The 24769-nt window shown below is 50.5% G+C and carries 22 protein-coding genes; 5 read left to right on the top strand and 17 right to left on the bottom strand.

Annotated features, from left to right (window positions below; all coding sequences use genetic code 11):
* The coding region (locus F459_RS0112065; RefSeq protein WP_020612169.1) for an ATP-binding protein at window positions 1-209 on the top strand (209 nt) is incomplete at its 5' end.
* Window positions 210-388: 179 nt separating this feature from the next.
* On the opposite strand, the gene F459_RS0112060 is transcribed toward F459_RS0112065, so the two are convergent.
* The 3 genes from F459_RS0112060 to F459_RS0112050 form a co-directional block, all read right to left on the bottom strand.
* Window positions 389-889: an AAA family ATPase gene (locus F459_RS0112060; protein WP_020612981.1), complete on the bottom strand. Its 501-nt coding sequence runs from the start codon at window positions 887-889 to the stop codon at window positions 389-391.
* A gap of 80 nt (window positions 890-969) precedes the next feature.
* The gene (locus tag F459_RS0112055; protein WP_020612980.1) at window positions 970-2304 is read right to left on the bottom strand and encodes an ATP-binding protein; all 1335 of its coding nucleotides are present in this window, start codon (window positions 2302-2304) and stop codon (window positions 970-972) included.
* Window positions 2305-2644: 340 nt separating this feature from the next.
* On the bottom strand, window positions 2645-6298 hold the full coding sequence (locus tag F459_RS0112050; protein ID WP_245540163.1) for a hybrid sensor histidine kinase/response regulator: 3654 nt from the start codon (window positions 6296-6298) through the stop codon (window positions 2645-2647).
* Window positions 6299-6482: 184 nt separating this feature from the next.
* Here F459_RS0112050 and F459_RS0112045 point away from each other — a divergent pair, with 184 nt between their 5' ends.
* Window positions 6483-8078 carry a sensor histidine kinase gene (locus F459_RS0112045; protein WP_020612978.1) on the top strand — a complete coding sequence of 532 codons (1596 nt, stop codon included), beginning with the start codon at window positions 6483-6485 and terminating at the stop codon, window positions 8076-8078.
* Here F459_RS0112045 and F459_RS0112040 read toward each other — a convergent pair.
* The 6 genes from F459_RS0112040 to F459_RS0112015 form a co-directional block, all read right to left on the bottom strand.
* Window positions 8075-8740, bottom strand: coding sequence for a flavodoxin family protein (locus F459_RS0112040; protein ID WP_020612977.1), 666 nt, complete (start codon window positions 8738-8740; stop codon window positions 8075-8077). The two genes, F459_RS0112045 and F459_RS0112040, sit on opposite strands and share 4 nt — an antisense overlap.
* Window positions 8741-8818: 78 nt before the next feature.
* On the bottom strand, window positions 8819-10354 hold the full coding sequence (locus F459_RS0112035; RefSeq protein WP_020612976.1) for an ABC transporter ATP-binding protein: 1536 nt from the start codon (window positions 10352-10354) through the stop codon (window positions 8819-8821).
* 16 nt (window positions 10355-10370) lie between these two features.
* The gene (locus F459_RS0112030; protein WP_020612975.1) at window positions 10371-11288 is read right to left on the bottom strand and encodes an ABC transporter permease; all 918 of its coding nucleotides are present in this window, start codon (window positions 11286-11288) and stop codon (window positions 10371-10373) included.
* Window positions 11285-12379 (bottom strand): ABC transporter permease, encoded by a 1095-nt coding sequence (locus F459_RS22260; RefSeq protein ID WP_033301635.1) that lies wholly within the window; start codon window positions 12377-12379, stop codon window positions 11285-11287. Before F459_RS22260 ends, F459_RS0112030 begins: the two co-directional genes overlap by 4 nt.
* Entirely contained in the window at window positions 12355-12870 is a 516-nt protein-coding gene (locus tag F459_RS0112020; protein WP_020612973.1) for a (2Fe-2S)-binding protein, read from the bottom strand. The genes F459_RS22260 and F459_RS0112020 overlap by 25 nt, the downstream gene beginning before the upstream one ends.
* A gap of 22 nt (window positions 12871-12892) precedes the next feature.
* Window positions 12893-13876 carry a BMP family protein gene (locus F459_RS0112015; protein ID WP_020612972.1) on the bottom strand — a complete coding sequence of 328 codons (984 nt, stop codon included), beginning with the start codon at window positions 13874-13876 and terminating at the stop codon, window positions 12893-12895.
* 143 nt (window positions 13877-14019) lie between these two features.
* On the opposite strand from F459_RS0112015, the gene F459_RS0112010 reads away from it, so the two are divergent.
* From F459_RS0112010 to F459_RS0112000, 3 genes are read left to right on the top strand one after another with little or no spacing between them, the layout of a single operon-like run.
* Window positions 14020-14289: an ACT domain-containing protein gene (locus tag F459_RS0112010; protein WP_020612971.1), complete on the top strand. Its 270-nt coding sequence runs from the start codon at window positions 14020-14022 to the stop codon at window positions 14287-14289.
* Window positions 14290-14292: 3 nt separating this feature from the next.
* Complete coding sequence (locus F459_RS0112005; RefSeq protein ID WP_020612970.1) at window positions 14293-15651, top strand: PFL family protein; 1359 nt, start codon at window positions 14293-14295, stop codon at window positions 15649-15651.
* Window positions 15652-15675: 24 nt separating this feature from the next.
* The gene (locus F459_RS0112000) at window positions 15676-16566 is read left to right on the top strand and encodes a ribokinase (RefSeq protein ID WP_020612969.1); all 891 of its coding nucleotides are present in this window, start codon (window positions 15676-15678) and stop codon (window positions 16564-16566) included.
* 68 nt (window positions 16567-16634) lie between these two features.
* Here the strand turns inward: F459_RS0112000 and F459_RS0111995 are convergent, their stop codons facing one another.
* The 8 genes from F459_RS0111995 to F459_RS0111960 all read right to left on the bottom strand — a co-directional run bounded on the left by F459_RS0111995 (window position 16635) and on the right by F459_RS0111960 (window position 24628).
* Window positions 16635-17792, bottom strand: a complete 1158-nt coding sequence (locus F459_RS0111995; RefSeq protein ID WP_020612968.1) for a uroporphyrinogen decarboxylase family protein — start codon at window positions 17790-17792, stop codon at window positions 16635-16637.
* Between the two features lie 12 nt (window positions 17793-17804).
* Entirely contained in the window at window positions 17805-18494 is a 690-nt protein-coding gene (deoC, locus tag F459_RS0111990; RefSeq protein WP_020612967.1) for a deoxyribose-phosphate aldolase, read from the bottom strand.
* An 11-nt stretch (window positions 18495-18505) separates the two neighbouring features.
* A complete protein-coding gene (rbsD, locus tag F459_RS0111985; RefSeq protein ID WP_026295013.1) occupies window positions 18506-18973 on the bottom strand; it encodes a D-ribose pyranase in 468 nt (155 codons plus the stop codon).
* Window positions 18974-19011: 38 nt separating this feature from the next.
* Window positions 19012-19929, bottom strand: a complete 918-nt coding sequence (locus F459_RS0111980) for a ribokinase (RefSeq protein WP_020612965.1) — start codon at window positions 19927-19929, stop codon at window positions 19012-19014.
* Window positions 19930-19996: 67 nt separating this feature from the next.
* The gene (locus F459_RS0111975) at window positions 19997-20971 is read right to left on the bottom strand and encodes a sugar ABC transporter substrate-binding protein (RefSeq protein WP_154651678.1); all 975 of its coding nucleotides are present in this window, start codon (window positions 20969-20971) and stop codon (window positions 19997-19999) included.
* An 81-nt stretch (window positions 20972-21052) separates the two neighbouring features.
* Window positions 21053-22558, bottom strand: coding sequence for a sugar ABC transporter ATP-binding protein (locus F459_RS0111970; protein ID WP_020612963.1), 1506 nt, complete (start codon window positions 22556-22558; stop codon window positions 21053-21055).
* On the bottom strand, window positions 22555-23535 hold the full coding sequence (locus tag F459_RS0111965) for an ABC transporter permease (protein WP_020612962.1): 981 nt from the start codon (window positions 23533-23535) through the stop codon (window positions 22555-22557). The genes F459_RS0111970 and F459_RS0111965 overlap by 4 nt, the downstream gene beginning before the upstream one ends.
* A 73-nt stretch (window positions 23536-23608) precedes the next feature.
* Window positions 23609-24628, bottom strand: coding sequence for a LacI family DNA-binding transcriptional regulator (locus F459_RS0111960; RefSeq protein WP_020612961.1), 1020 nt, complete (start codon window positions 24626-24628; stop codon window positions 23609-23611).
* Window positions 24629-24769: the final 141 nt, after the last annotated feature.

The raw sequence follows: 24769 nt of genomic DNA, 5'->3' as shown, positions 1-24769 counted from the left end.
TTTTCCAGCTCATCAACACCCGGTATGAACGTGGATCTATCATCCTCACTTCAAACAAGACCTTTGGCAAGTGGGGTGAGATTATGGCTGATGATGCGGTCGCCACTGCTACCTTAGACCGGCTCCTACATCATTCGCATGTAGTCAGCCTGAAGGGTGATTCGTATCGCATGAAAGACAGAATGAAAATTGGAGCCGTTGGCTTCTAAAGATTTTTGCCGGAACTCTGCAATTTAACTCCGGTGAAAAACTGCAATTTCATTCCGGTGTTGACATAAGTAATCCCGAGGCGTAACGGTTATGAGAGAGGCTTGTCACTCGTTTACTGGTTTGTTTTTATCATCAATGCTATCACACGAAAAACAACAGCCGTTTTTGATCTGTACCTTTAGTTGATCATACGCATTAAGAAATCAAAGGACTCTTGTATCCGCTTACCGGCGGTGTCAAGGCGTATGATCTCTTTATGCCATGGGTGGTACACTCGCTTCTGAATATCTTCCCATCTTGGTAAGGTCAAACCGGCAATTTCGTTGGTTCGACGCTCCGCCCTTTTTTGATGTTCCACTGTATCACTGCATACAATTTCAATATTGATAAAATCGGCACCGTTCTCCACCGCAGCATGTTCCCATTCGTTTCTGGTTAAAACCCAGGGATTACAAGAATCGGCAATGACATGAATGCCTGATTTCAGATTATCGGCAGCAATTCTATAGGCTAAACGATACCCTTCCCCCTGGACATCACACGAGCAGAGATCACGCAGCCCCTGTTCGATCGTATCTATTCTTAGATACGCACCGGAAATCTTTTGTGCCAGTAGTTTTGCAAGGGTTGATTTCCCTGTCGCAGGCAACCCTGAAAAGATGTACAACCTTGGTTTCATTATTTCTTTCAGCTATCAGTTTCCGTTCATTCTATCATATAAATCGATTGTACAGTAGCCACGTCTGCTCCAATTGCTGGTTATAAACTTTCATTTTTCAATACATCACCTATATCTTCCAGGCTAAGCCCTATATAGTCTTTATTATATTCTTTATATTTCTTAATTAAATTTTGTGCTTTTTCTTTTAACTCGATTATTTTAATCTTATCCTTATTCAACTTTACTTCTGCTATTTTCATCCTTTTATTTATTTCATCGATACAGACTACATCTATTTCATTCTGATTCCCTTTTTCCCAGTAATTCCCTATCTCCATATATTTCCCAGAATTTCGATATATTTCCTGATATAGCTTTTCCAGTATAGGTCCGCTATAGCTTTTCAAAGTTTCTTTCAATTTATTTCTTATATATTCGTAGTTCTTATTCTCAATAGCCGTTCTATATTTATATACATATCTAAACCAGAATTTTAAGAAATTATCACTTATAAAATATTTTTGGATTCGTCCTGTCGGTTTCGCTCCTATAGGCTTTATCTTTCCTACTAAATTATAATCAGTTACTAATTTCTCTAAATACCCTCCAATATCCTTTTCCAATATTGATTCAATTTCACTTCGGGAAGTCCTCCCTTCTGATAGAAGCTCTAAAATAGAAAAATATGTTCCATATTCCTTTCCAAATTCTTCTATCAATATCGTTCGTCCTTCTTCTATAAATGGTGAATCGACTTCAAAATAAAATCCTAATATTTCTTCTTTTGTAAATTTTTTATTTGTTATTAATATTTCCTGATAGCGAGGAACTCCTCCTGTAAGCAGGTAATTTATAAATAAATTCTCATTACTATATCTTTTCTCATCTTCCAATATTTCTTTTATTACATGGGGAGAAAATGGCTTTAGATGCATTACTCTGTCTGCCCTTCCAAATAAAGGTTCTTTACTATTCTTAAATATTTTATTCATTAATGAATAAATTGATCCTATAAATATGAGATGTATATTTGTTTTATCCTTGTTTTGATCCCATAAATTCTGTACATCTGAATATACTGACTGGTTTATTTGCAAAAACTCCTGAAACTCATCTATTATTACAACAATTTTCTCCTTTTGGCCTATATCCATTATTATTTTGAACACATCTTTAAACCTGCGAACTTCTCCGTATATAGAAACATTGAACTTTTCTTTTATTGCCTGGATAAACTCCTCACACAGAAGCACTTCGTCTTTCTTTGAAACAAACAAATAGAGCGTCTTCTTACCTTCTGAATACAGTTTTGACAGTGATGTTTTCCCTATTCTTTTTCTCCCTGTTATCACTGTCATTATTGACGTATCTTTAACCTGTTTGTATTGTGTTTCGAGTATCTCTAATTCACGTTCTCTTGCATAGAATTTCATTTCAGATCCTTATATAGTAACCTATATTACTGTAACACATATTACTATATATTGCAACCTGAAATGTTTATACCATATAGGTATGGCTTATTGACGTTATAGGTTTATTGTGGATAGCTTTGACTACGATCACAGGTGAAACGGTAACCGCTTTTGGATTGTATCTCTTCATATAGCCCTGTCGGGAGCCTTCGACTTTCGCGCAAGGGATTGGAGGGGTGCCGAAGGCAGACCCCGCAGGGGCCAGGGGCCCCGAGGAGGCCGGAGCGAGTAGCGGAGCCCCGCAAAGCCCGGTTTCTGCCGCAGGCAGAAATGCGCCCAAAAGCATCAGACCCGAAGCTTATGCCTTGTCACCGACCCAGGTCCTGATCTTTTCAAACAGCAGCGGCTCAAGGATTGGCTTTGCGAGGAAATCGTCCATACCGGCTTCACGGCACTTATCGATATCCTCCCTGTATGAATGCGCAGTAAGGGCAATGATCGGGACGGTAATTCCTTGCGCGCGTATCATCCTGGTCGCTTCAAGGCCGTCGATCTCGGGCATACCGAGGTCCATCAAAATAAGCGAATAATCATCGCTTTCAGCCAGTTCAACGGCCTCGCGCCCGTTTGCCGCCACATCGACCGCAAAGCCTTTGTTTCGAAGGAGCGTTCCCAAATAGAAACGGTTGATGCCTTCGTCTTCGCAGACAAGGATTTTGCCGATACCGCTGTTATCATCCGATGCGGTTTTCCTATCCATTTCCGCTTCCTCCTGGGGGGGAGCAACGGGAAACGAGAGACCGACCGTAAATGATGTGCCGTCGGGGCTGCTCTCCACTGAAATGGTTCCCTCCATGGCATCGACCAGCTGTTTGACGATGGCAAGGCCCAGTCCCACGCCTTTCGAACTTTTTGCATATCCGGTATCGAGCTGGGTAAAGCTTTCAAAAATCGAACCTGTTTTATCTTTCGGGATTCCGATTCCGGTATCGGATACGACCACAGTATAGCTCTGCCTTTTCTGCGCTTCTGCCGAAGTAACTTCTACCGGGGTAACGGTTAGCTTTAACGAGATGGAACCCGATTCGGTATATTTCAGGGCGTTGGAGACAAGATTGGTAACGATCTGTATAAAACGGTTTTGATCGCCAAGTACCTCTAAGGAGGGATCGAAGGCCTCAATATCCAGAAAGAAGTCCAGCCCCTGGCTCTTTGCACGCTCTTCAAAGAGATGGTAGACATAGGCAAGAGCTTTTTCAGGATCGAAACGGGTCTCATGCAGGGGCAGGGTCCCTGATTCGATGCTCTCGACATCCAACAAATCATTCACCAATTGATTCAGATTTTCTGCTGCAGTGCGTGAATAGTCGAGGAAGGAGCGCTGGTTCTGATTGAGCTTTGTCTTTGCCAACAGGGAAAACATACCAAGCATTCCCGTCAGGGGGGTACGAATCTCGTGGCTCATGTTTGCAAGGAAGAGACTCTTCGCCTTTGTCGCTTCCTCCGCAACCTTTCGGGCTTTCTCAATTTCGGCGGTTCGCTCCTTTACCTTCTGATCGAGTTCTCGATTGATTCGCTCCTGCTCGGCATAACGTTCTTCAAGGCGTTGACGGCGTATTCGGTAATGGTTAACCAGTAAAAGCACGAAGAGAAGGGAAACGAGCATGTAGGCGGCAAAGGCCGGAGGACTAAGCCACCAGGGGGGAAGGACCCGTATGGGAATCGCCAAGCCAGTTTCATTCCAGTTTCCTCTGCTTCCAGCCCCGATGATCCTGAGGGTATAACGGCCGGGATCAATGTTCGTATAACGGACATAGTTACGGGTACCAGAGTAGATGAGGGAATCATCAAAGCCTTCAAGCATAAATGCATACTGATTTCTTTCCGGCGAGGAATAGTCAAGTGCGGCAACCTGGAGCGAGAAAAGCTTGTCGGAAGGTGAAAGGAGAAGCTCCTTATAACTTTTATCACCGGACTTCAGGAGCTTGCGTTCTTCACCGAGGACCTCAAAGTGCGTTACCACCAGCGGAGGAATATAAGGATCCCCCGAGGTATCTTCACGATCGATGATGGTAACGCCGCGAACCCCGCCGACATAGAGGTTCTCCGACCGGCCAAGGGTAAGGCCGGTGGTGAGTTCGCTGGTCAAAAGGCCGTTTTCTGCATCTATTGTGCGGAAGGTCCCCTGTTCCACATTATAGATGCATAAGCCTCGATTCGTGCTGAGCCACAACTCACCGGGATTTCTTTCTACCATGGCAAGTATGTGGTTACTAAGAAGGCCATCCTTTCGGGAAACCGCGGAAAAGGAATCATCTTTGCGGTTATAGCGATTCAATCCCCCTCCGGCAGTTGCGATCCAAAGGGTACCGGAAGAATCTTCCAGGATCACTCTTATATTGTCGCTACTCAAGGTTTGAGGTCGGTCGGGATCATGATAGTAGCGGGAAAAGGTTCCTGTATCGGCATGATAACGGTTCAGACCGTTGTTGGTACCGATCCAGAGCATCCCATGGCTATCCTCAAAGACCGTTCTGACCAGATTATCGCTCAGGCTTGTGGGGTCAGCAGCATCATAGGCATAGTTGACAAAACGCTCTTCTCCGGCCTTTTTGACAGCAGCCCCCGAAGAATTTGTTCCGATCCAGAGATTTCCCTTACGGTCTTCGGTCATGGTATAGATGATGCTCTCCGGCGGTGTTCGATCACTCCCATCGGCATATATACGTTCGAACCTATCACTATCGGGAAGATAGTGGTTTAGCCCGTTGTTGGTACCGATCCAAAGATGATCGGCCCTATCGCGAAAAAGCACGTTGACAATATTGTCGCTGAGACTATGGGCATCTTCCTTGTCGAAGCCATAACGGCGAACCATACCGGTAAGAGGATCATAGTGGTTGAGGCCGCCGGAATACACACCGATCCAGAGACTACCGTCTTCATCTTCCAGGATTGAGGTTACCTTTCCCTCACTCAGCGAGTTGGGATTCCCCGACTCATTTACAATAAAGCGATACCGATTCGACCATTCGACGTACTTGTTGACCCCACCCCCATTTGTCCCTATCCAGATGATACCGGAGTCATCCTCGAAAAGAGAGTACACAACATTATGGCTCAGCCCCTTCTGCTCGACCGAATATTCTTTGTCGCGGTATTGGATCGTCTCTCCGTTCTCCGGATTAAGGACAATAAGCCCATCGCCCCAGGTCGCGGCCCAAATACGCCCCTTGGAGTCGTTCATTATCTGGTAAAGCATCTCCGAAGGAATGGGATAATGATGTATTCGGCCGTTGAGTACATCCAAAGAACTTATGCCCCCGTCCCAGGTCCCGACAAAAATCGACGACGGGTCCTCCTTATTCCTGCACAAGGACATAACATAAGGAGAGGGCAGGCCATTGCCGTCTCCTGCAGTATCCATCGGAATCTGTTCAAAGGCATCGGTTTCGGGAAGGTAGCGGGAAAGCCCTCCGTAACTGCCAATCCACAACTGGCCGAAATCGTCGACAAGGAGAGTTCTGATCACTTTATCCGGAACGGAGGAGGGATCATCGGGGTCGGGATAATAGCGGGTAAAGCTTCCGGTTTTCGTGTCGAGTCGATTTAAGCCGTCAAGCGTACCGACCCAAAGGTTTCCTGCTCTGTCCCGCGTGATGGCCACGACAACATTATTGCTGAGAGAATCGGGACGCCGGGCGTCATGAATGTAGGCATCGAAATCTCCGCTTTCGGGGTCGAAACGATTCAAGCCACCGTATGTACCGAGCCAGATGATGCCGGCCTCATCAAGATAGATCGTTTGAATCAGATTATGAGAGAGAGAGTTTCTATTGAAGGGATCATTTTCATAATAGGTGAAAGAGTATCCGTCGTATCGATTCAGACCCGCCTGAGTGGCGATCCAGATAATCCCATCCTTGTCCTGAAGAATACCGGAGACGGAGGAGCTACTCAGCCCCTCCCTTGTCGTCAATGGATCAAAACGAATCTGCCGTGGCAGATCCAAGCCATGAAGCAGGAAGCCGGAATATAAAAATAACAAAAATAGTAATATCCGGTGTATATCTCTAATCACTCTAAGGCGATTATAGGGCGAATAGTCCAACTGATCAAGAAAAACATGGGAAAATCAATATATCCATTATGAGAGAAATTGATTTCCAAATCGGGATTTCCTACACTTAGGCTATATGAATTCAAAGTGGGAACAAGCGAGAAAAAACCAGCTTGCCATTCTGCGATTCACAGTTCTCCTTCTTTTTTTGTTTCTGGCGGCTCTCATGGGAATACTTTTCGGCCCCGTCAGATCGGCACTTATAGAACGGGACCTTCATGAATTTCAGACAAGAAGCGAGTTGATCCGTAACGCCGTCGACTCTTTTCTCTACCAGAGCACTCAAATCGCCGCCCAGATTCCAAGCAGAACAAGGATCAGGGAGGAGCTGATTGCACTCCGGGAAGGGAAACGAAGTCTTGAATCATACATCACATTTGCCCGCCCCAAATTAGAAGATGCAGTCCTGTCGAGCCCGGAAATTGCAGGAGTCTATCGATTTCAACCAGATGGTCTTCCCATTACCGGAGCAGGATTGAATAAGGAAGAATTTCCTCCGCCCAACTTTGATCCGGAGAAAGCTCTCATCCTTTCCGAGGCAGGAGTGATTGATGACCGCCCCGTATTTTTCATAATGCTTCCCATCACAGACCCCTCCTTCGGCCTTGCAGGATTCGACCTGGTGGCAGTCTCGTTGAAGGCACTCAACCAAACACTTCAGACGGCAAGCCTTGCCACCAAGGGGCTGAAAATCGTTCTTTTTTCGGAGGAGAAGGGTTTGACCCCTATCGCCAACAGCGGATTTACGGCTTACCGCTTTACGGATGTGAAACCCATCATATCAGGAGCCCTGCCGAAGCCCCTCAATTACAAAAGTCAGTTGCGTTTTTCTCTTCAGGGAGTAAAGCAGCGAGGTGAACTCTATCATATCACTAATCACTGGTATCTGCTGATTGCAAGAGATGAAGATGAACTGCTTCATGAATCCATACGCCAGACCCGTCTTTTTGCCGCAGTGATCTTTTCGCTCGGAATCATTGCACTGGCCTTCAGCATTCTTGCCCTGAGATTCCTATCGGGAAAGACTCTTGCCGAAACAGAAGAACTCAGCCGGCTCGTAGATGAGCGGACAAGCGAGATTAATCTGTTGGTTCGTGAGGTACATCATCGGGTAAAAAACGACCTGAACATGGTTCAATCCTTTCTTGCAATCCGCGAAAGCCAAAGCAATGATTCCCAAATAAAAGAAATTCTCCACGATGCCCAGGGCTCTATTTTGACCATGAGTAAGATCTACGAATACCTCTACCAAGCCGCCGACGATTATTCATCGGTCGACCTTCCTTTTTTTGCCCGTGGGCTGTTACAAAATCTCAAAACAGGGCTTTCCGGTAAGGAACTTCAGTTACACACCACCGTCGACGAAATCACCTGCCAGAGGCAAGAGGCCATCGCCATCGGCATTATCATCAACGAGCTGGTGACCAATTCCCTCAAATATGCCGGAGACGAAAGCGGCATAGTCGATATATCCCTCAGCATCCAGAAGCAGAGGGGGAATCGGTTGAAGATTGAGGTTACGGACAACGGCCCCGGCTTTCCCGACTCCGTCATTCAGGGAGGGGGGAGCTTCGGATTAACTATGGTCAATGCTCTTGCCCAGCAGCATGGCGGCAGCCTTACCTTCACCAATAGTCCTCGTCCCAAAGTGATAATCGATATCGAGGTTTAGTGGTCCCGTAAAGGTGAGGCGTCCTCTTCCTTGGAATGAGCGAAGTTCTTCTCATACCATGCTTTTCCGTGGCTGGTAATCAGAACGGCCTCGGCAAGCCCCTGCCCCACCCTGCGGACAGTATCCATACCAACGGTATCTTCCTGAGCACCTTCCGCCTTTCGGTCTTTGGACCAGATGGTACCACCGTTATAGCAACCGCCCAGTCCTCCAAAGGCAAACATCTCATGCATCAGATAGAAGTTATGAATAATCTGCAGTGTAAACTCCTGACCGCCATGACGGGTTCCGCCGCTGGTAAGAGCCGCACCAGGCTTGCCTCGCAATTTTCCGGGATGGACAAGATAGATGGGCCGCAGACGGTTGAAAAGGGCGGTCAACTGACTTGTTATTCCCATGTCATAGACGGGAGAGGCGATAAGCAGGCCGTCGGCCTCAAGGAAGGGGTCTTCGAGCTCTTTCATATCATCGGCTATCACGCACATCGTCTTCTTTTTTATGCAGGTATCACAGTGGATACAAGGGCGAATTTTCTTTCCCCTTACGGTCCAGAATTCGGTCTCTATGCCGTCGACCGATTCGGCAGCCTTCAAGGCCTCTTTCAGCGCATATTCGGTTGCCCCGTTTCGGGGACTCCCGCAAATACCAAGAATCTTCGCCATACGATGTTCCTCCTTCACAATACGAAACAGTAAAACGATTAACAAGCAAAATCAAGCTGCGTCCCGCCTGTATCGGGATCATCCTTCGGACTTTTCGTCGGCAACCTCTTCCCAGCGATGTCCGGCCATCATCAAGCCAAGCTGTTCAATGGTGACACAGGAACAGTCCACACTCCCCATGATCTCCCCCTCATACATAACAACAATGCGATCGGAGAGCTCAAGGATCTCTTCCAGTTCCGTCGATATGAGGAGAATGGCACAACCGCGATCACGCTGCTCAATGATTCGCTTGTGAATATATTCCGTGGCGCCGATATCCAGTCCCCGGACAGGGTGCATCGCAACCAGTAGCTTCGGATTCCGCTCGATCTCCCGGCCAAGAACAACCTTCTGCTGATTTCCCCCGGAGAGGGTTGCCATCGGAACCTTAATGCCGGGTGTCTTGACCTGAAACTCCTTGACAAGGGTCTCGGCACGGCGTTCTATACGCTTCCAATCGAGATGAAAGGGCTTTGCAAACGGGCGGTCGTGATACCGCATGAGCAGCAAATTCTCGACGACGTTCATGTCGCCGATCATCCCCCGAAGCTGGCGGTCGGCAGGGATGTGGCTGACGCCCTGATTGAGGATATGACGGCAAGAGGCGTTAGTGATATCCTTTTCATTCATGGTGATGGTACCGGAAGTGACCCGACGCAGTCCCGTAAGCACCTCGGCGAGTTCGTCCTGCCCATTTCCATCGACCCCTGCAACCCCAAGGATTTCCCCTTCGCGTATCGTAAGGTTAAGCTCCTTTAAGACGGCCATACCCTTTTCGTTCTCGGCGCAGACCCCTTCCATACGAAGCACCTCTTTGTTGTCTGCACAGGAAAATTTCTCACAGGAAAGGTCGATCTCTCTACCGACCATAAGACGGGCCAACTCTTTCGGATCGGTATCCGAGGTATGAAGGGTATGGGCCACCTTGCCAGAGCGCAGCACCGTAACCCGATCGCTTATGGCCATGACCTCTTTCAACTTGTGGCTGATGAAGATGACGGTACGCCCTTCCGAGGTAAAGGCCCTGATCATATTGAACAGACCTTTTACCTCCTGTGGGGTAAGGACCGCTGTGGGCTCGTCCAGAATCAGTAATTCGGCACCCCGATAGAGGGCCTTCAGAATCTCCAGACGCTGCTGCTGTCCCACGCTCATTTCACCGACAAGGGCGAATGGTTCGATTTTCATTGCGTAGCGCTCTGCAAGGGCGGTAATCTTCTCGGCGGCCGCTTTGAGATCAAGGACCTTGCCGTTATCCTTCATACCGAGAATCACATTTTCGACCACGGTAAGGGCAGGAACAAGCATGAAGTGTTGGTGAACCATACCGATACCGAGAGCGATGGCATCCCCGGGACCCTTAACATGCACCTCCTGATCCTTAAAGCGAATATCTCCTTCGTCGGCCTCATACATGCCGTAAAGTACATTCATCAGGGTCGACTTCCCCGCCCCGTTTTCCCCGAGCAGGGCATGTACCTCACCCTTTTCCACTCGGAGGTCGACATGATCGTTGGCAAGGACCCCGGGAAAGCGTTTGACGATTCCGTTCATCTCAAGAACCGGACTCATACTCTACCTCTCTGTTTCATTTTAGATAGGGCTTGCCCCTGGCCGCAGGTCCCTTGGCCTTACCGACCAGACCAATCAGCGCCGCTATCGTAAGAACATAGGGCACCATCAGCAAAAATTGATAGGGAATTTCCGTCCCGGAGGCCTGCAGCCTAAACTGAAGGGCATCCCCGGCCCCAAAGAGCAGGGCGGCAAAAAGAATGCCCTTCGGCTTCCATTTTCCGAAAACAACCGCAGCCAGAGCAATAAAACCTCGCCCCGATATCATGTTTTCGGTGAAAAAACTCAAAAGTCCCAAACTCACATAGGATCCTGCAAGGCCGAGAAAAACCCCGCTGATGATAAGCGTTGCATAGCGGGTTCGGTAGACATTGATCCCCAGGGTATCGCAAGCCTTTGGATGCTCGCCCACTGCCCGTATTTTCAAGCCTATGTTGGTTCGAAAGAGAATAAAATGGACGATAGGAACCAAGGCTACGGCAAGATAGACCAACAATTTTTGTTGAAAAAGAGCGGGCCCAACTAAAGGGATCTTCTCAAGCAGGGGAATGGGGACAATCTTATAGGCATCCAGCTGTGGCGGAGTAGTATTAACCCCGAAAAGGACCCTTGCAATGCTTGTACTCAGACCGAGTCCCAGGACATTTAGGCCGGCTCCTACGACAATCTGGTCGGCGTAGAGGGTGACCGTAAGGTAAGCAAACAGAAGCGCGATAAGGGCCCCGCTTGCCATGGCAACAAAGGCTCCGGCCCAGATGTTGCCGAAAAGAAAGGAACCGGCGGCCCCTGCCAGTGCTCCGATCAGCATGATGCCTTCGGCGCCGATATTGACCGAACCGGCCCGCTCGCTGAAGACCATACCGAGGGCCGCAAGAAGAATCGGCGTCATGGTACGCAGATCGGCGGCTATGAATTCAAATATCCAATCCATCATACCCTGTCTCCCTCGCCCACTTCTGCATCAAGATCGGATTCAGACTCCGATTCAAGGATATTCACCCTGTTCTTCCGTGTCTCGAAAAAGCTCCGTCCGACCACGAAAAGAATGACAAAGGCCTGCATGATCGAAATAACGGAAACGGGAACCTTGGCCAGCATCTGCATCATATTCGCCCCGGCCCGCAGCGTACCGAATAAAATACCGGAAAGGAAAATACCAATCGGAGTGTTTCGCCCCAACAAGGCAACGGCAATCCCGTCAAAACCGTATCCGGGCGAGAAATTCTGAAAGAGTCTGAACTGGACACCGAGAATTTCCGTGGCACCGGCCAGGCCTGAGAAGCCCCCGGCCATAAACATGGCAAGAAGACTGCTTTTTGCAGTGTTCATGCCTGCATAGCGAGCCGCTTCCGGGTTCATTCCCACCACCCGCATCTCGTAGCCCGAGGCGGTTTTCCAAAGAAAATAGTAAAAAAAGGCGAGAGCAAGAAGGGCCACAATAAAGCCGAGGTGTAATCGCGTTCCCGGCAGGATCCGGGGAAGCTGCGCCGTAAGGGCGATTTGGGAACTCTGGGGAAACTCTCCCTTGGGCTCCTTCATGGGGCCGGTCACCAGAAAGCTGATAAAAAGGCTTGCAATATAATTAAGCATGATGGTGGTGATGATTTCGCTCGCACCGAAACGGACCTTAAACCAACCGGCAAGGGCTCCCCAAATCCCGCCTCCGACAACTCCGGCGGCAAGGGCAACCAACAGATGGATTCCAGGGGGCAGAAAATCCCAATAGACCCCGACGGCGGTGGCAAAAAGGCCGCCCATGTAGAGTTGCCCCTCTGCGCCGATGTTGATCATCCCGCACCGTTTGGCAACGGCGAAACCGAGTCCGGTAAATATAAGGGGAACGGCCTTGACGATAGTTTCGGTCACGGCCTTGATACTGCCAACAGAGCCCTTCGCAAGGCTCGCATATGCCGCGAGAGGATTAAAGCCAAGGAGATAAATGGCAGCTCCTCCAAAAAGCAGAGCAAAAAAGATCGCCAAAAGAGGCGAAACGGCCTTACTCAGATCAATTGTGCTTTTTCGCATGTGTCCATGTCATCCTTATGTGAAGAGCGCAGCAAAGCTGAAGCTTGTCGGATGGCATCAACAATCTTTACATATCCGGTACAACGGCAGACCTGTCCGTCGAGCATGCTCCTGATCTCATCTTCCGAAGGATCGGGATTTCGGTTCAGCAAGGCTATGGTGGCGATAATCATGCCCGGAGTGCAGAAGCCGCACTGAACGGCTCCTGCCTCGATAAAAGCACGTTGTACAGGATGAAGGGTGCCGTCGGAAGCGGCCACCCCTTCTATGGTTGTAATTGTCTTGCCATCCGCACGAAACGCGGGGAGCGTACAGGAATTTACAGCCTCTCCGTCAACAAGGACCTTGCAGGAACCACAATCTCCGGTCTCACAGCCGGCCTTGGTTCCGGTAAGATGAAGATCTTCCCTCAAAACCCGAAGCAGTGTCCGATTTTTCGGAACCTCTAAACGCCGAACCCGGCCATTGACGAAAAGCGTTATCTTTTCCATACATCGCTCCCCTTTCTTCGAACTACGGCTGGGTCTTTACCGTACCACTACCGACTTCTTTCTTAATCGTTTCAAGTTTCGCCTTCACTTCGGCAGGTACTTTATCTTCAAAACCATGCCAGGAAGAGAGAAAAACCGCTCCCTCGTTGACACCGAGACGATACACTTTAGGCTCCAGGGTACCCTCGGACATCTTTTCGAAGGCAAAAGTAAAAAGAACGGGAATGCTCTTGACCACACTGACAACGACGGTATCGGGAGCAACGGGATTCTGGTCCTGATTTGAACCGACAGCCATGACGCCGCGCTCTTTACACCCCTCGATGGAGCCGAGCCCGGCCTGGTTTGCAATCGCACCGACAATATCGGCGCCGTTTCCTATCATGGCAAGGGCGGTTTCCTTTGCCTTGGCTACATCGTCGAAGCTTCCGGTAAGGGTACTGAGGACCTCGACATTGGGATCCGCATACTTTGCACCGAGCATGTAGCCGTCCACCGCCATTTTGATGGGGGGAATTTCAACACCACCGATAACCCCAATGGTCCCGGTTTTCGTCAGCAAAGCTGCTACGGCCCCCATCATGAAGCCCTGCTGATCATCCGCAACCTGAATACAGGCAATGTTGGGAGCCTTCGGGCTGTTTCCATTGATAATGATAAACTGGATATCAGGATAATCACCTGCCACAGCATGGATGGCATCGGTAAACTGGGAACCGTGGCCGAAGATGATACTGTAACCAAGCTCCGAATAGCTGCGAAATACATCTTCCATATCGCTGGTGCTCACATTTTCCGTGTAAGAGACATCGGCGCCATAGTTCTTCTCGATCATCATCAAGCCTTCATAGGCAGACGCACTCCAGCCATTGTCGCTAATGGGTCCGGGAAGTGCCAAAGCAACCTTCAGGGCTTCTTCCTCACTCGCTTCCTGGGAACCGGCGGCAAACAGCACTCCCGCAGCCAGCAGGAAAAACAATATAGCCAGTACTACTCCTCTTTTCATCGTCTCCTCCTTAATGTGTAAACGCCTGATAAACGTTTAACAGATAGTGTTGATTGTATAGAGCAACTATAGGTTTTGTCAAACGTATCCGAAAAAGAAACGCCAGGCTTCCAGAGCAGGAAGTAAGCGTGTATAATAGCCGCATGAAAGCGATTATAACGGTAGTTGGAGAAGATAAAGTAGGCATCATTGCCAGTGTGAGCGGGGAGCTGGCCCAGCGCAAGGTGAATATCCTGGACATCACCCAGACAATTCTGCAAAATTATTTCACCATGATGATGTTGGTGGAACTTTCCGAGATGGAGCTCTCTCTCGAAAAGCTCAAGACAGCTCTGGAAGAGATCGGCAAGCGGCTGGGTGTTTCGATTCGAATCCAGCATGAAGAGATCTTCAGAACCATGCACAGGGTATAGGCGATGCTCGATACACTTGAGATCATGGACACCATCCGGATGATCACCGTGGACAAACTCGACATTCGGACCATTACCATGGGGATTTCCCTTCAGGACTGTGCGGATCCCGATGCGAAGGCCGCTCAAAAGAAGATCTACGACAAGATCACCCGCCTTGCCGGTAATCTTGTCGAGGTCGGCAGGGAAATCGAATCGGAATATGGTATTCCCATCATCAATAAGCGGATAGCCGTCACCCCCATTTCCATTGTGGCCGCGGCCTCAGAATGCGACAACTATGTGGGTTTCGCCCAGACATTGGATAAGGCGGCAAAGGCGGTGGGAGTCGATTTCGTCGGCGGCTTTTCGGCCCTTGTCCACAAGGGCTTTTCGGCTTCCGATCTCCGCCTGATCGATTCGATTCCCGAGGCCCTCACCCTTACCGACAGGGTCTGTTCATCGATCAACGTTGCTACAACAAAGGCCGGAATCAACATGGATGCAGTGGCACGAATGGGTGAGGTGGTGAAGGCTGCCGCCGAAAGAACTGCGGATAGAGACGGCATCGCATGTGCGAAGCTGGTGGTCTTTGCGAACGTCCCGGAGGACAACCCCTTTATGGCCGGGGCGATGCACGGGATAGGAGAGCCGGAGTGTACCATCAATGTCGGAATCAGCGGACCGGGTACGGTAAAGGCCGCACTGGAAAAGGTCCGAGGGGAACGGTTCGACGTGGTCGCCGAGACGGTCAAAAGGACGGCCTTTAAGATCGCACGGGCAGGGCAGCTGGTGGCGAGAGAGGCCTCCAGAAGGCTCAATGTCCCATTCGGCATCATCGATCTTTCTCTCGCACCCACCCCAGCCGTGGGAGACAGTGTGGCGGAAATCCTGGAAGAGATGGGGCTCCAGTCCGCAGGTGCCCCGGGAACCACCGCCGCCCTCGCCCTTTTAAACGATGCCGTAAAGAAAGGGGGGATCATGGCGAGCTCCCATGTGGGGGGGCTCAGCGGCGCCTTCATTCCCGTGAGCGAGGATGCAGGTATGATCAGAGCGGTGGAGGCCGGCGCGCTAAGTCTTGAGAAGATGGAAGCGATGACCTGTGTTTGTTCGGTGGGCCTCGATATGATCGCCGTGCCGGGAGATACCAGCGCTTCGACCATATCGGCAATTATCGCCGACGAGATGGCCCTCGGGGTCGTAAACAACAAAACCACGGCGGTACGTATCATTCCCGCTCCCGGAAAGGGTGTCGGTGATTCGGTAACATACGGAGGTCTTTTGGGAACGGCACCGGTGATGCCGGTCAATGCCTTTTCCGCAGCCGACTTCATCAGCAGGGGCGGAAGGATTCCGGCTCCTCTGCACAGCGTTCGTAACTAAGCATAGAGGGAAAAGGAGTGCCATATGAAGATTCTGAACTACGGCTCACTGAACATCGATCACGTCTATCGGGTGCCCCACATCGTACGACCGGGTGAAACCCTTGCAAGCGGAGACCTCAAGCTTTTTGCAGGTGGTAAAGGGGCAAACCAGTCCGTAGCCATCGCCAAGACGGGAGTGGAGGTATGGCATGCAGGAAAGGTAGGAGGCGATGCACAATGGCTTCTTGATATTCTGAAGGAAGCCGGTGTACATACCGACTTGGTACGAGTATGGGATGGTCCCACGGGACACGCCATCATCCAGGTTGCGGAGAGCGGGGAAAACTCCATCGTTCTCTTCGGCGGTGGGAACCGGCGTATCGAGGTGGGGGAGATTGAAGGAACCATGGAAAGCTTCGGAACGGGAGATGTGCTTGTTCTTCAGAACGAAATCAACAATGTTCCGGAGATCATGAAGGCAGCGGCAAAAAAGGGCATGAAAATTTACCTCAATCCGGCACCCTTCTCGGAAGAGGTCCTCTCCTGGCCTCTTGAGCTTCTGGATACCCTGGTGGTAAACGAAACCGAGGGAATGGAACTGGCCAAAAGCGAAGGAACGCCCGAAGAGGTTCTCGACCGTTTGACCTCACGCTACCCGGACATCGACATCATCATGACGGCAGGCAAACAGGGTGCCTATTATGGACGGGAAAAAGCACGCGAATATGTACCGATCGTCGACGCGCCCGTGGTAGATACCACTGCGGCAGGAGACACCTTTCTCGGCTATTACCTTGCTTCCAGAATAGCAGGGGCCTCGCCCAAGGCTGCAATGGAACGGGCAACGGTGGCCTCTTCCATCACCGTATCCCGTCCAGGAGCGATGGAGTCGATCCCAACTGCTTCCGAGGTTGATAAGAAACTCGGCTTGTAGAAACCAAGCGCGTAAAAAAAGGGGCCAACTACTTCTCAGTCGGCCCCTTTTTTGATTCTTCCGGCTTGCTACTTTTCTTCAAAATCGTACATGGCAAGGACGTTCTCTAAGGGAGTGTCAGACTGGATGTGGTGGGAGCTGGCCATGATATAGCCGCCGCTTTCTCCAAGGATGCCAATTCTGTCGGCAACCTCCGCCCTGACATCATCGACGCTTCCCTTGGGCAGGGTTTCCTTGATATCTATTCCGCCGTGAAAACAAAGTCGGTCGCCGAAGTCATCCTTCAAACCGCGAAGCGCCATTCCTGCAGCATCTGGCTGGATAGGGTTCAGTACATCGATACCCATGTCGATCAATTCGGGAAGAAGCGTCCGCAGGGCACCGTCGGAATGGTACATAATCGACGTATCGTAACGCTTTGCCACGGCAATGATCTTTTCATGCCTCGGTCGTATAAACTGGTTCCACATATCCTTCGAAATGAGAAGGTTGCTGTTCGAAGCAACGTCATCGTAGAAATAGACCATGTCGATGAGATCTTTACCGGCGCTCAGGGCCCGCTCGGTTACCTCACAGAGGATATCCGTAATGCGGTCGAGCATGTATTCCACCATATCGGGATTAAGAGCAAGGTCCATGAAAAAGGTATCAAGCCCCCGCAGCTGCCAGGCAAGCTCGAAGACGGTCCCAATCCGATATCGTATGTGATAACGATTTTCGCCGTTGATCTCCTTGATGACCGAAGGGAGGGCGGAAAAATCCCACCAATCGGGATCCGGCCAGCAGTGCTGTTTCAGGTCATCCACGCAGCTCGCATCGGCAAGGACATCCACATTCGACTCGTAGACACCGGTTTCGTTTTTCACCCGTTTAAAAAGCCGACCGAAGATACAACGGGCATACTCGCCATCCTTCACCCGCCGCCACATCCTGGCAGGGGTCGATCTCCCCATCACGTCCCACCACTCTTCCCGTTCATCTGCCTCGAAAAGGGATTCGGGAGGTTTGCAGAATTGATCGTAGGAGACGACACGGCAATCGACATCCAGCTTACGAAGGACCTCTTCCCAGGCGGGATCGAAAAATCCTTGAAGCGTATCGGCCTGCGCAATGTCGAAATGACGGATAAGCTTTTCCCAAATTTCCGGGGTAGCAAGAAAATCAACCGGTGTCCGGTCGCTTACTTCATGGTTCAGGGCCTGAAGAACCCTTTTTCGATAATCCATCTTTCTTTCCTTTCAATAATTGTCTTTCGAACCTTCACCACCGAGAAGAATCTCCCGCGCCGAACTGGTACCGATAAGCTCAGCACCAGATTCGAGAATGGCAAGGGCCTTTGCCATGGAATTCACCTTTCCCGAAGCCTTCACCCGGCAAGGTGGGATTACATACTCTTTCAGTAAAGCTATATCCTCCACCGTTGCAGGGGAGCCGCCCTTGCCCCATCCGCTGGAATTCTTTGCCCAGTCCACGCCGGCCTGGGAGGAAAGACGCACCGCATCGATCTTCATTCCGCGATCCTTGAGATAACCGAATTCCAGCATCGCCTTCACGACTAAGCCATGGTCATGGGCAACACGGACAACCAGAGCAATCTCTTCGGCATATGCATCCTGCATCCCGGACAATAAAAATGCCGGATTAGGGGGAAAGTCGAACTCATCAGCTCCCATCCTTGCAAGAAGAGGAATGACCGCAGCCTTCATCTCCGGCGTATCGGTTGCCTGGGGGAAATTAACGGTGGTGGCGATTTTAATGCCGGTTCCCTGCAACATCTCTTTTGCAAGGGGTACCCAGCAGGGAGAGATCATGGCCGCCTGGACCCCAAGTTCCATACAAGCCTCGAGGTGTCGAACAATTCCTTCCCGTGTACGATCGGGATTAACGTCGGTGAACTGGATTTTTCCGGCAAGTTCTTTCTTATTCATCACGCCCTCCTCTATTTTTCTTCGTAGGAAGCCCGCTCCTCGTAATAGCCGGGAACCTTCGTTCCTGGTTTCTTGAACCATACAGGAGCATCGACCCCGGAACAGAGAATGACATTTCCCCAGGGTTCGAAAGCCCCCGTTCTGACAATAAACTTGGCCTTTTCAGGATACTGCTCAATCAGCTGGGCATGGGGAATGGTCTCAACGTTGCAACGGTCACAGAGCTTTTCAATGGCGTTGTAGAGATTAGGGTTGTTTTCTTTCTGCTCCTCGGCAACAATCACTCGTTCGTAGATGAAGTCGGAAACCATCAGATCCAGAATTTCCATGATACTGGGCTTATCTGCTTCTATGGCAAGATCGACCCGTTTCCCTTCGGGAATGGGGAAGCCGGCATCGGAGATAATGATGAAATCGCCGTGGCCCATGGCTGCAATCGCATCGTTCAGGGGTTTGCTCAATATTCTGCTCTTTTTCATGTTCTACCTCGTGTCGTATAAAAATGGTCAACGTATTTCTATCGTTGTTTTTTTAAGAAATCTTCGACCGCAGCCCTGAAGGGCAAGGATTCGATAACCCCCGGAACCTGAACCGAAAGGCTTGCTGCCGCATTGGCAAAGGTGACGGCATCGCGAAGTTCTTTCCCTTCTGCCAAGGCGACGGTAAGGGCCGCATTAAAGCAGTCTCCCGCTCCCGTGGTATCCTTCACCGCCACGGCAGGGACGGGAATATGCACCGGCTTTCCATCTTCCACAATAAAGGCCCCGTGTTTCCCTGCCGTTAATACCACGATATTGCCATACTTTGCCGACAACTCTCGGCAAAGGGTTTCAGGATCGCCTGTTCTGCCCAGCAAGGACTGTGCCTCGGTTTGGTTCGGGGTGATGTAGCTTGCCGCAGCAACCATTCCATCGGGAACGGCACGAAAGGGTGCCGGATTCAGGACCACGGGAATGCCTTTTTCGTCTGCTCGTCTGATGGCATAGTGAACAGCATCGAGGTTTGCCTCAAGCTGTACCAGGATGATCTCGGGAAGTGGAGAAGAAGTAAAAATCGTATCGATATGGTTTCGGCCCAGTTTTTCGTTTGCTCCCAAATCGATAAGAATTTCATTCTCCCCGCTGGAACCGACCATGACAAAGCCTACTCCTGTAGAGGCCTCGGAGTTTCTGAACACCGTTTCGGTTCCGATTCCTTCTTTACGGAGCATCGATATCGCATCGTCTCCCATTCGATCACGGCCGATGCAGGAAGTAAAATGGACTTCCCCCCCACCCCTTGCCGCGCCGACGGCCTGGTTTGAACCTTTCCCTCCGTGCAGCTGACAAAAGCCGTAGCCGGGTACGGTTTCGCCCTCTTTGGGAAACCGGTCCGTTCCCATGGTCATCCCCACAGCATAGCTGCCAATTACCTGTATTCTGGGTTTCCGTTCCACTGTTTTCTCCTGCTCATATGATGTAGGGGATGCCCGGCGGGCGGCCGGAACACCCCGTTTCGGAATGTCAGCCGATCGGCTCTCCGTCCTCAAGTTTCTGCAGATAGGTATCGACATTGCTTGCATCGCAGCGAACGATTCCCGTATCTTCACTCTTCAGCTTCACTCCTGTGGTAATATAGAGATAAAGATTCTTTACCGGCAGGTATCCCTGCATGTAGGGATTCTGGCTCAGGGTTGCCTTGGTTGCACCGGCCTTGATATTGTCCAGGGTCTCGGGCATAAAGTCGTGGCCCACATGCATGACCTTGTCGAAGCGTCCGCTGCGCAGCAGGGCCCGACCTCCGGCCATGGTAGTGGGAGCTCCAAGGGTGGCAAGCCCTCCAAGATCGGGGTTTGCAAGCAGGGCATTCTCGATTGCGGCATACATCTGCTGCTCTTCCCAGCCCGTGCTGACCACCTGAACGATCTCGATATCGGGATATTCGGCAAGGGCCTTGCGAACACCAGCCTCTCTGTCCTGTGACCAGGAAGCGGAAGCATCACCGCTGGTGATAATCACCTTGCCCTTCCCCTTCATGTACTCGGCAAGAATTTGTCCCTGAACATACCCCGATTGCTTCAGGTCCTGGCCGTAGAAGGCAAGGCGCTTTGATCCCGGAGCCTCACTGTTGAAGGTAACTACGGGGATTCCGGCATCCATGGCTTTATCGATCATGGGGTTAAGGGCTTCGGCGTTTACATTCGATATGGCAAGACCGTCGACACCTGCAGTAATGGCATTTTCTATGAAGTTGACCTGTTCGTCCACGTTGATCCCGATGGGACCGACCCAGTTCACGTTGGCGCCAAACTCCTTGGCAGCAGCCATGGCACCGCTTTTGATGACCTGGCCGAATTCGATCCCCGTGTCGTGATAGACAACGGTAATATTGATGGCGTCGCTGTCTGAGGCTGAACCGGCCTCCTGCGTGCCGTTCGCACCTGCAATCAGAATACCGAAGCAGAGCATCAATACCAGAAACAATGTTTTTTTACGCATCTTTGTCCTCCAAAAAATAAAATTGCTCTCGATTTTTGCTGATCCGTCCATTGCCTTTTTTTCCAACACCTCCTTCCCGGTCTACCCGACCAGGGCATATCGAATGATGTTATCTTTATCGATGGCCTCACCGCTAAGCTCTTTAACCACTGCACCGTTCTTCATCACGAGAACGCGGTCGGACTCCGCGATAACCTCCTGCAGCTCCGAGGAAACCATGATGATGCCGAGTCCTCTCGATCTGAGCATTCTCAGGACCGAAAAAATCTCGGCCTTTGCACCGACATCCACACCGCGGGTCAATTCGTCGACAAGAAGAACCCTGGGATTTGTTGCAAGCCATCTGCTGATGACGACCTTTTGCTGGTTACCTCCGCTTAAGTGCGTGATGTTCTGGTAGATATCCTTTGCCTTGATTCCCACCTCTTCCCGGTAGTGGTCGGAGATCTTTACCATACGCCGCTTATGCAGCAAACCGCCGAGAGAGGAAACATCGTTTTTGTTCGAGATATTGATATTCTCCAGGATATTCATGTTGGGAAAGATGCCGACCTGACGCCGGTCTTCGGGAACCATGGCAAAGCCGTTTTTAATCGCCTGGGCAGGACTTCTGTTTTCAAGGGTTTCGGAACCAAAGAGCATCTCACCTGCACCCTTCTTCCTGATACCGAATATGGTTTCGAGCAGTTCGGTCCTCCCTGCCCCCTGCACGCCGTAAATACCGAGGACCTCACCCTTGTGGAGGTCGAAACTCACATTCCGCACCTTTCCGTCGGCACTTTCCAAATTTCGAAGGGACAGAATAACTTCGGAGGAGACACCGTTCTTCTCAGAGGTTTGATCCCCCCGTTCCAGGACCTCTATCAGCTTTTTCCCTGCGATCAACCTCACCAAATCATCAATCTGAACGGAACCGGTCTCGAAGGTCCCCTTATACTCACCATCCCGAAGAACAGTGATGTGATCGCTCAGCTCCATGATTTCCTCAAGGCGGTGAGAAATGTAGATGATCGTGACACCTTCGTCCTTCAGCTTCCTGATATTGGCAAAAAGATTCTCTGATTCCCGAATCGTCAGGGCCGAAGTGGGTTCATCAAGGACCAGGACCTTGATATCCCTGGTAAGGGATTTTGCGATTTCAACAATCTGCTGTTCGGCAATGGAAAGGCTCCTGACAAGAGCGTCGGGAGAAAGATCCATGCCCAAGTCGCAGAGCACCTTTTTCGAACGCTCTTTCATGCACCGCCAGTCCAGCCTATGGCCGTCGTGAAGCTCCCGGCCGAGAAAAAGGTTTTCGGCAATGGTGAGATTGGGACAAAGACGTAATTCCTGATAGACAATACCGATTCCCATACCGAGAGAGGCCTGTTCGTTCGGAATGGCGACCTCGGCTCCCTCGAAAAAGATCGCTCCTTCGGTGGGAGAAAAGAGCCCGCCGAGCAGGTTCATCAAGGTGGATTTTCCTGCGCCGTTCTCCCCGACGATTGCGTGTACTTCACCGCGTTCTATGGAAAAAGAGATATCCGAAAGGGCCTTGACGCCGGGAAAGCTCTTTGAGATATGTTCAAAGGCGACCATCGGCTTCATTGTGCTTTCCTCGACCACATATCGATACCGACGGCGACAATGATGACAATGCCGATAATGAGCATCTGAAAGAAGGGGGAGACGCCGAGCAAAATGATACCGTTTTTCAGGACCCCCATGATAAGCACACCGATGAGGGTGCCGATAATGGTCCCTTCCCCCCCCGACAACGAAGTGCCGCCGATAATAACCGCCGATATGACATCCATCTCAAGGCCGGTCCCTGTTGTTCCCTGGACATTGGCAAGAAAAGAGAGGTTGAGGATGCCGGCCAAGGCGCAGAGCAGGCCGGTGATGCCGAAAGCCGCTATTTTTATCAGATTTTGGTTGAGACCGGCAGCCTTGGCAGCCAATTTATTTCCTCCTACGGCCCGTAAGCGAAATCCGAGAAGGGTCTTCGAGTAGAGAAAATTGGCAATGATGACCACGGCGATAAAGATGATACTCACCACCGGGATGTGAAAAACCTTACCCTGACCGAGGAAAAGAAAGGCCCCGAGTCCGGAACTTTCCACCGTTCGCTTTGAAAGGGAAATAACCCGGGCGTTACATAGTACCAAGGCAGCACCCCGGGCGATATTCATCATCCCCAGGGTGACAATCAGAGCGGGAATTCTCCCGTAGGTCGTCAGGACCCCGTTGAGTGCACCGAAAAAGATGCCGGTGGCCAATGCCGCGACAACGGCAAGAAAAACAGTGCCGCCGTGGGTAAGTACCATGCCGCTGACAATCGCTGCGGCACCGTAGATGGCTCCGACGGAGAGATCGATCTCACCGGAAACAATTACCATCGTCATCCCCATGGCAATGATCCCGAGAAGAGAAATCTGGCGAACAATGTTGATCAGGTTATTCAATTTGAAAAAAAACGGAGATGTAATGGAAAAAAAGAGAATGAGTAGGAGAAGAGCGAAAAACACTCCCAACTCCCGATGTCCGGCCTTTTTCGAGGCCTGCTTTTTTCTGACTCCCAGCATAAGTTTTGACTCCTGACAGAGGTTTTCATAGTGAAACGTTATAGTATAACGTTTTCCTAATAAGCGAAAAAAATTACAGCGGTTCGGCGACACTGCCCTTATCGATCACCTCGAGATCGTACTCATAGCGAAGCTCGCTGAGCTTCTGCTTTTTCATGATCGCACAAAGCATCTCCGCAGCCTTTCCTCCCATCTCGTAAGCAGGTAGATCCACACTGGTAATACGGGGACGTAGAACCTCCGGAAATTTGATGTTGTCGAAGCCTGCCAGCGACATCGCCTCGGGAACAGGAAGCCCCTCCTCCTCCAGCGCCTTGTAAGCGCCGTAGGCCATCATATCGTTGCAGGCGAAAACCGCAGTGAAGCGCCCCTTTTGTTGTTCGAGCAGCTCCCTCATGGCCCGATAGCCGCCGCTATAGCGGTAGTTGCTCTCGATGATGAGACGGTCGTCGACAGCGATCCCATGTTTGCGAAGTGAATCCTTATACCCCTCCAGACGCAAGCGTGCATTGGTTGTCAGGAAGGGGCCGGCAATGCAGGCAATGCCACGGTGGCCCTTTCCAATGATAAAATCACACAACTTTTCGGCCCCGCCCCGGTTGTCGACGTAGATCCCCGGAACAGCGTCCATGCCGTCGATATAACGTTCGATCAGGACGACGGGAAAATCGTGCATGATGAAGTTACCGAAGTACTGACCCAGTTCATTCTTATTTTGGGTCGTGAAGATGATGCCGTCGGTGAATTTGCCCTTCAGCAAATCGATGTACTGCCGCTCCTTATCAAGAGAGCTGTCGGTATTGCACAGAAAGACACCATACTCCCGCTCATTCATGAAATCTTCCACACCACGGGCCAATTCCGAAAAAAAGGGGTTGCGAACATCGGGGACAACCAGTCCCACGGTATGAGACCGGCCGGTGATCATGCTGCGCGCCACGGAATTGGGCCGATACCCCAGTTCCTCAATCTTCTTTCGTATCCGCACAACCGTGTCTTTACCGATTGATTCTGTTTTGTTGTTCAGCACACGGGACACTGTTGTTACCGATACGCCGCACATTCTGGCAATATCCTTTATGGTTACCTTCATAAAGCCTCTATCCCATTAGTATAACGTTTTAGCTTAACGTTATACTAACTTTAGCTTTGAATTTTCTTACTGTCAAGGATTATTTTTCGATGAAAACCAAACCAACAAACCCTATCGGTTCGGCCCGGCGATGCCAAAAAA

Origin of the sequence: Sediminispirochaeta bajacaliforniensis DSM 16054 (assembly GCF_000378205.1) — a bacterium.
Classification (GTDB): Bacteria; Spirochaetota; Spirochaetia; order DSM-16054; family Sediminispirochaetaceae; genus Sediminispirochaeta; species Sediminispirochaeta bajacaliforniensis.
Note: the sequence above shows the minus strand (reverse complement) of the source record. Positions and strands in the feature narration are given on the sequence as shown.

Coding starts and splice junctions, on each gene's coding strand:
- F459_RS0112060 (WP_020612981.1), bottom strand. CDS start 889: ATGAAACCAAGGTTGTACATCTTTTCAGGGTTGCCTGCGACAGGGAAA.
- F459_RS0112055 (WP_020612980.1), bottom strand. CDS start 2,304: ATGAAATTCTATGCAAGAGAACGTGAATTAGAGATACTCGAAACACAA.
- F459_RS0112045 (WP_020612978.1), top strand. CDS start 6,483: ATGAATTCAAAGTGGGAACAAGCGAGAAAAAACCAGCTTGCCATTCTG.
- F459_RS0112040 (WP_020612977.1), bottom strand. CDS start 8,740: ATGGCGAAGATTCTTGGTATTTGCGGGAGTCCCCGAAACGGGGCAACC.
- F459_RS0112035 (WP_020612976.1), bottom strand. CDS start 10,354: ATGAGTCCGGTTCTTGAGATGAACGGAATCGTCAAACGCTTTCCCGGG.
- F459_RS0112030 (WP_020612975.1), bottom strand. CDS start 11,288: ATGATGGATTGGATATTTGAATTCATAGCCGCCGATCTGCGTACCATG.
- F459_RS22260 (WP_033301635.1), bottom strand. CDS start 12,379: ATGCGAAAAAGCACAATTGATCTGAGTAAGGCCGTTTCGCCTCTTTTG.
- F459_RS0112020 (WP_020612973.1), bottom strand. CDS start 12,870: ATGGAAAAGATAACGCTTTTCGTCAATGGCCGGGTTCGGCGTTTAGAG.
- F459_RS0112015 (WP_020612972.1), bottom strand. CDS start 13,876: ATGAAAAGAGGAGTAGTACTGGCTATATTGTTTTTCCTGCTGGCTGCG.
- F459_RS0112010 (WP_020612971.1), top strand. CDS start 14,020: ATGAAAGCGATTATAACGGTAGTTGGAGAAGATAAAGTAGGCATCATT.
- F459_RS0112005 (WP_020612970.1), top strand. CDS start 14,293: ATGCTCGATACACTTGAGATCATGGACACCATCCGGATGATCACCGTG.
- F459_RS0112000 (WP_020612969.1), top strand. CDS start 15,676: ATGAAGATTCTGAACTACGGCTCACTGAACATCGATCACGTCTATCGG.
- F459_RS0111995 (WP_020612968.1), bottom strand. CDS start 17,792: ATGGATTATCGAAAAAGGGTTCTTCAGGCCCTGAACCATGAAGTAAGC.
- deoC (WP_020612967.1), bottom strand. CDS start 18,494: ATGAATAAGAAAGAACTTGCCGGAAAAATCCAGTTCACCGACGTTAAT.
- rbsD (WP_026295013.1), bottom strand. CDS start 18,973: ATGAAAAAGAGCAGAATATTGAGCAAACCCCTGAACGATGCGATTGCA.
- F459_RS0111975 (WP_154651678.1), bottom strand. CDS start 20,971: ATGCGTAAAAAAACATTGTTTCTGGTATTGATGCTCTGCTTCGGTATT.
- F459_RS0111970 (WP_020612963.1), bottom strand. CDS start 22,558: ATGAAGCCGATGGTCGCCTTTGAACATATCTCAAAGAGCTTTCCCGGC.
- F459_RS0111965 (WP_020612962.1), bottom strand. CDS start 23,535: ATGCTGGGAGTCAGAAAAAAGCAGGCCTCGAAAAAGGCCGGACATCGG.
- F459_RS0111960 (WP_020612961.1), bottom strand. CDS start 24,628: ATGAAGGTAACCATAAAGGATATTGCCAGAATGTGCGGCGTATCGGTA.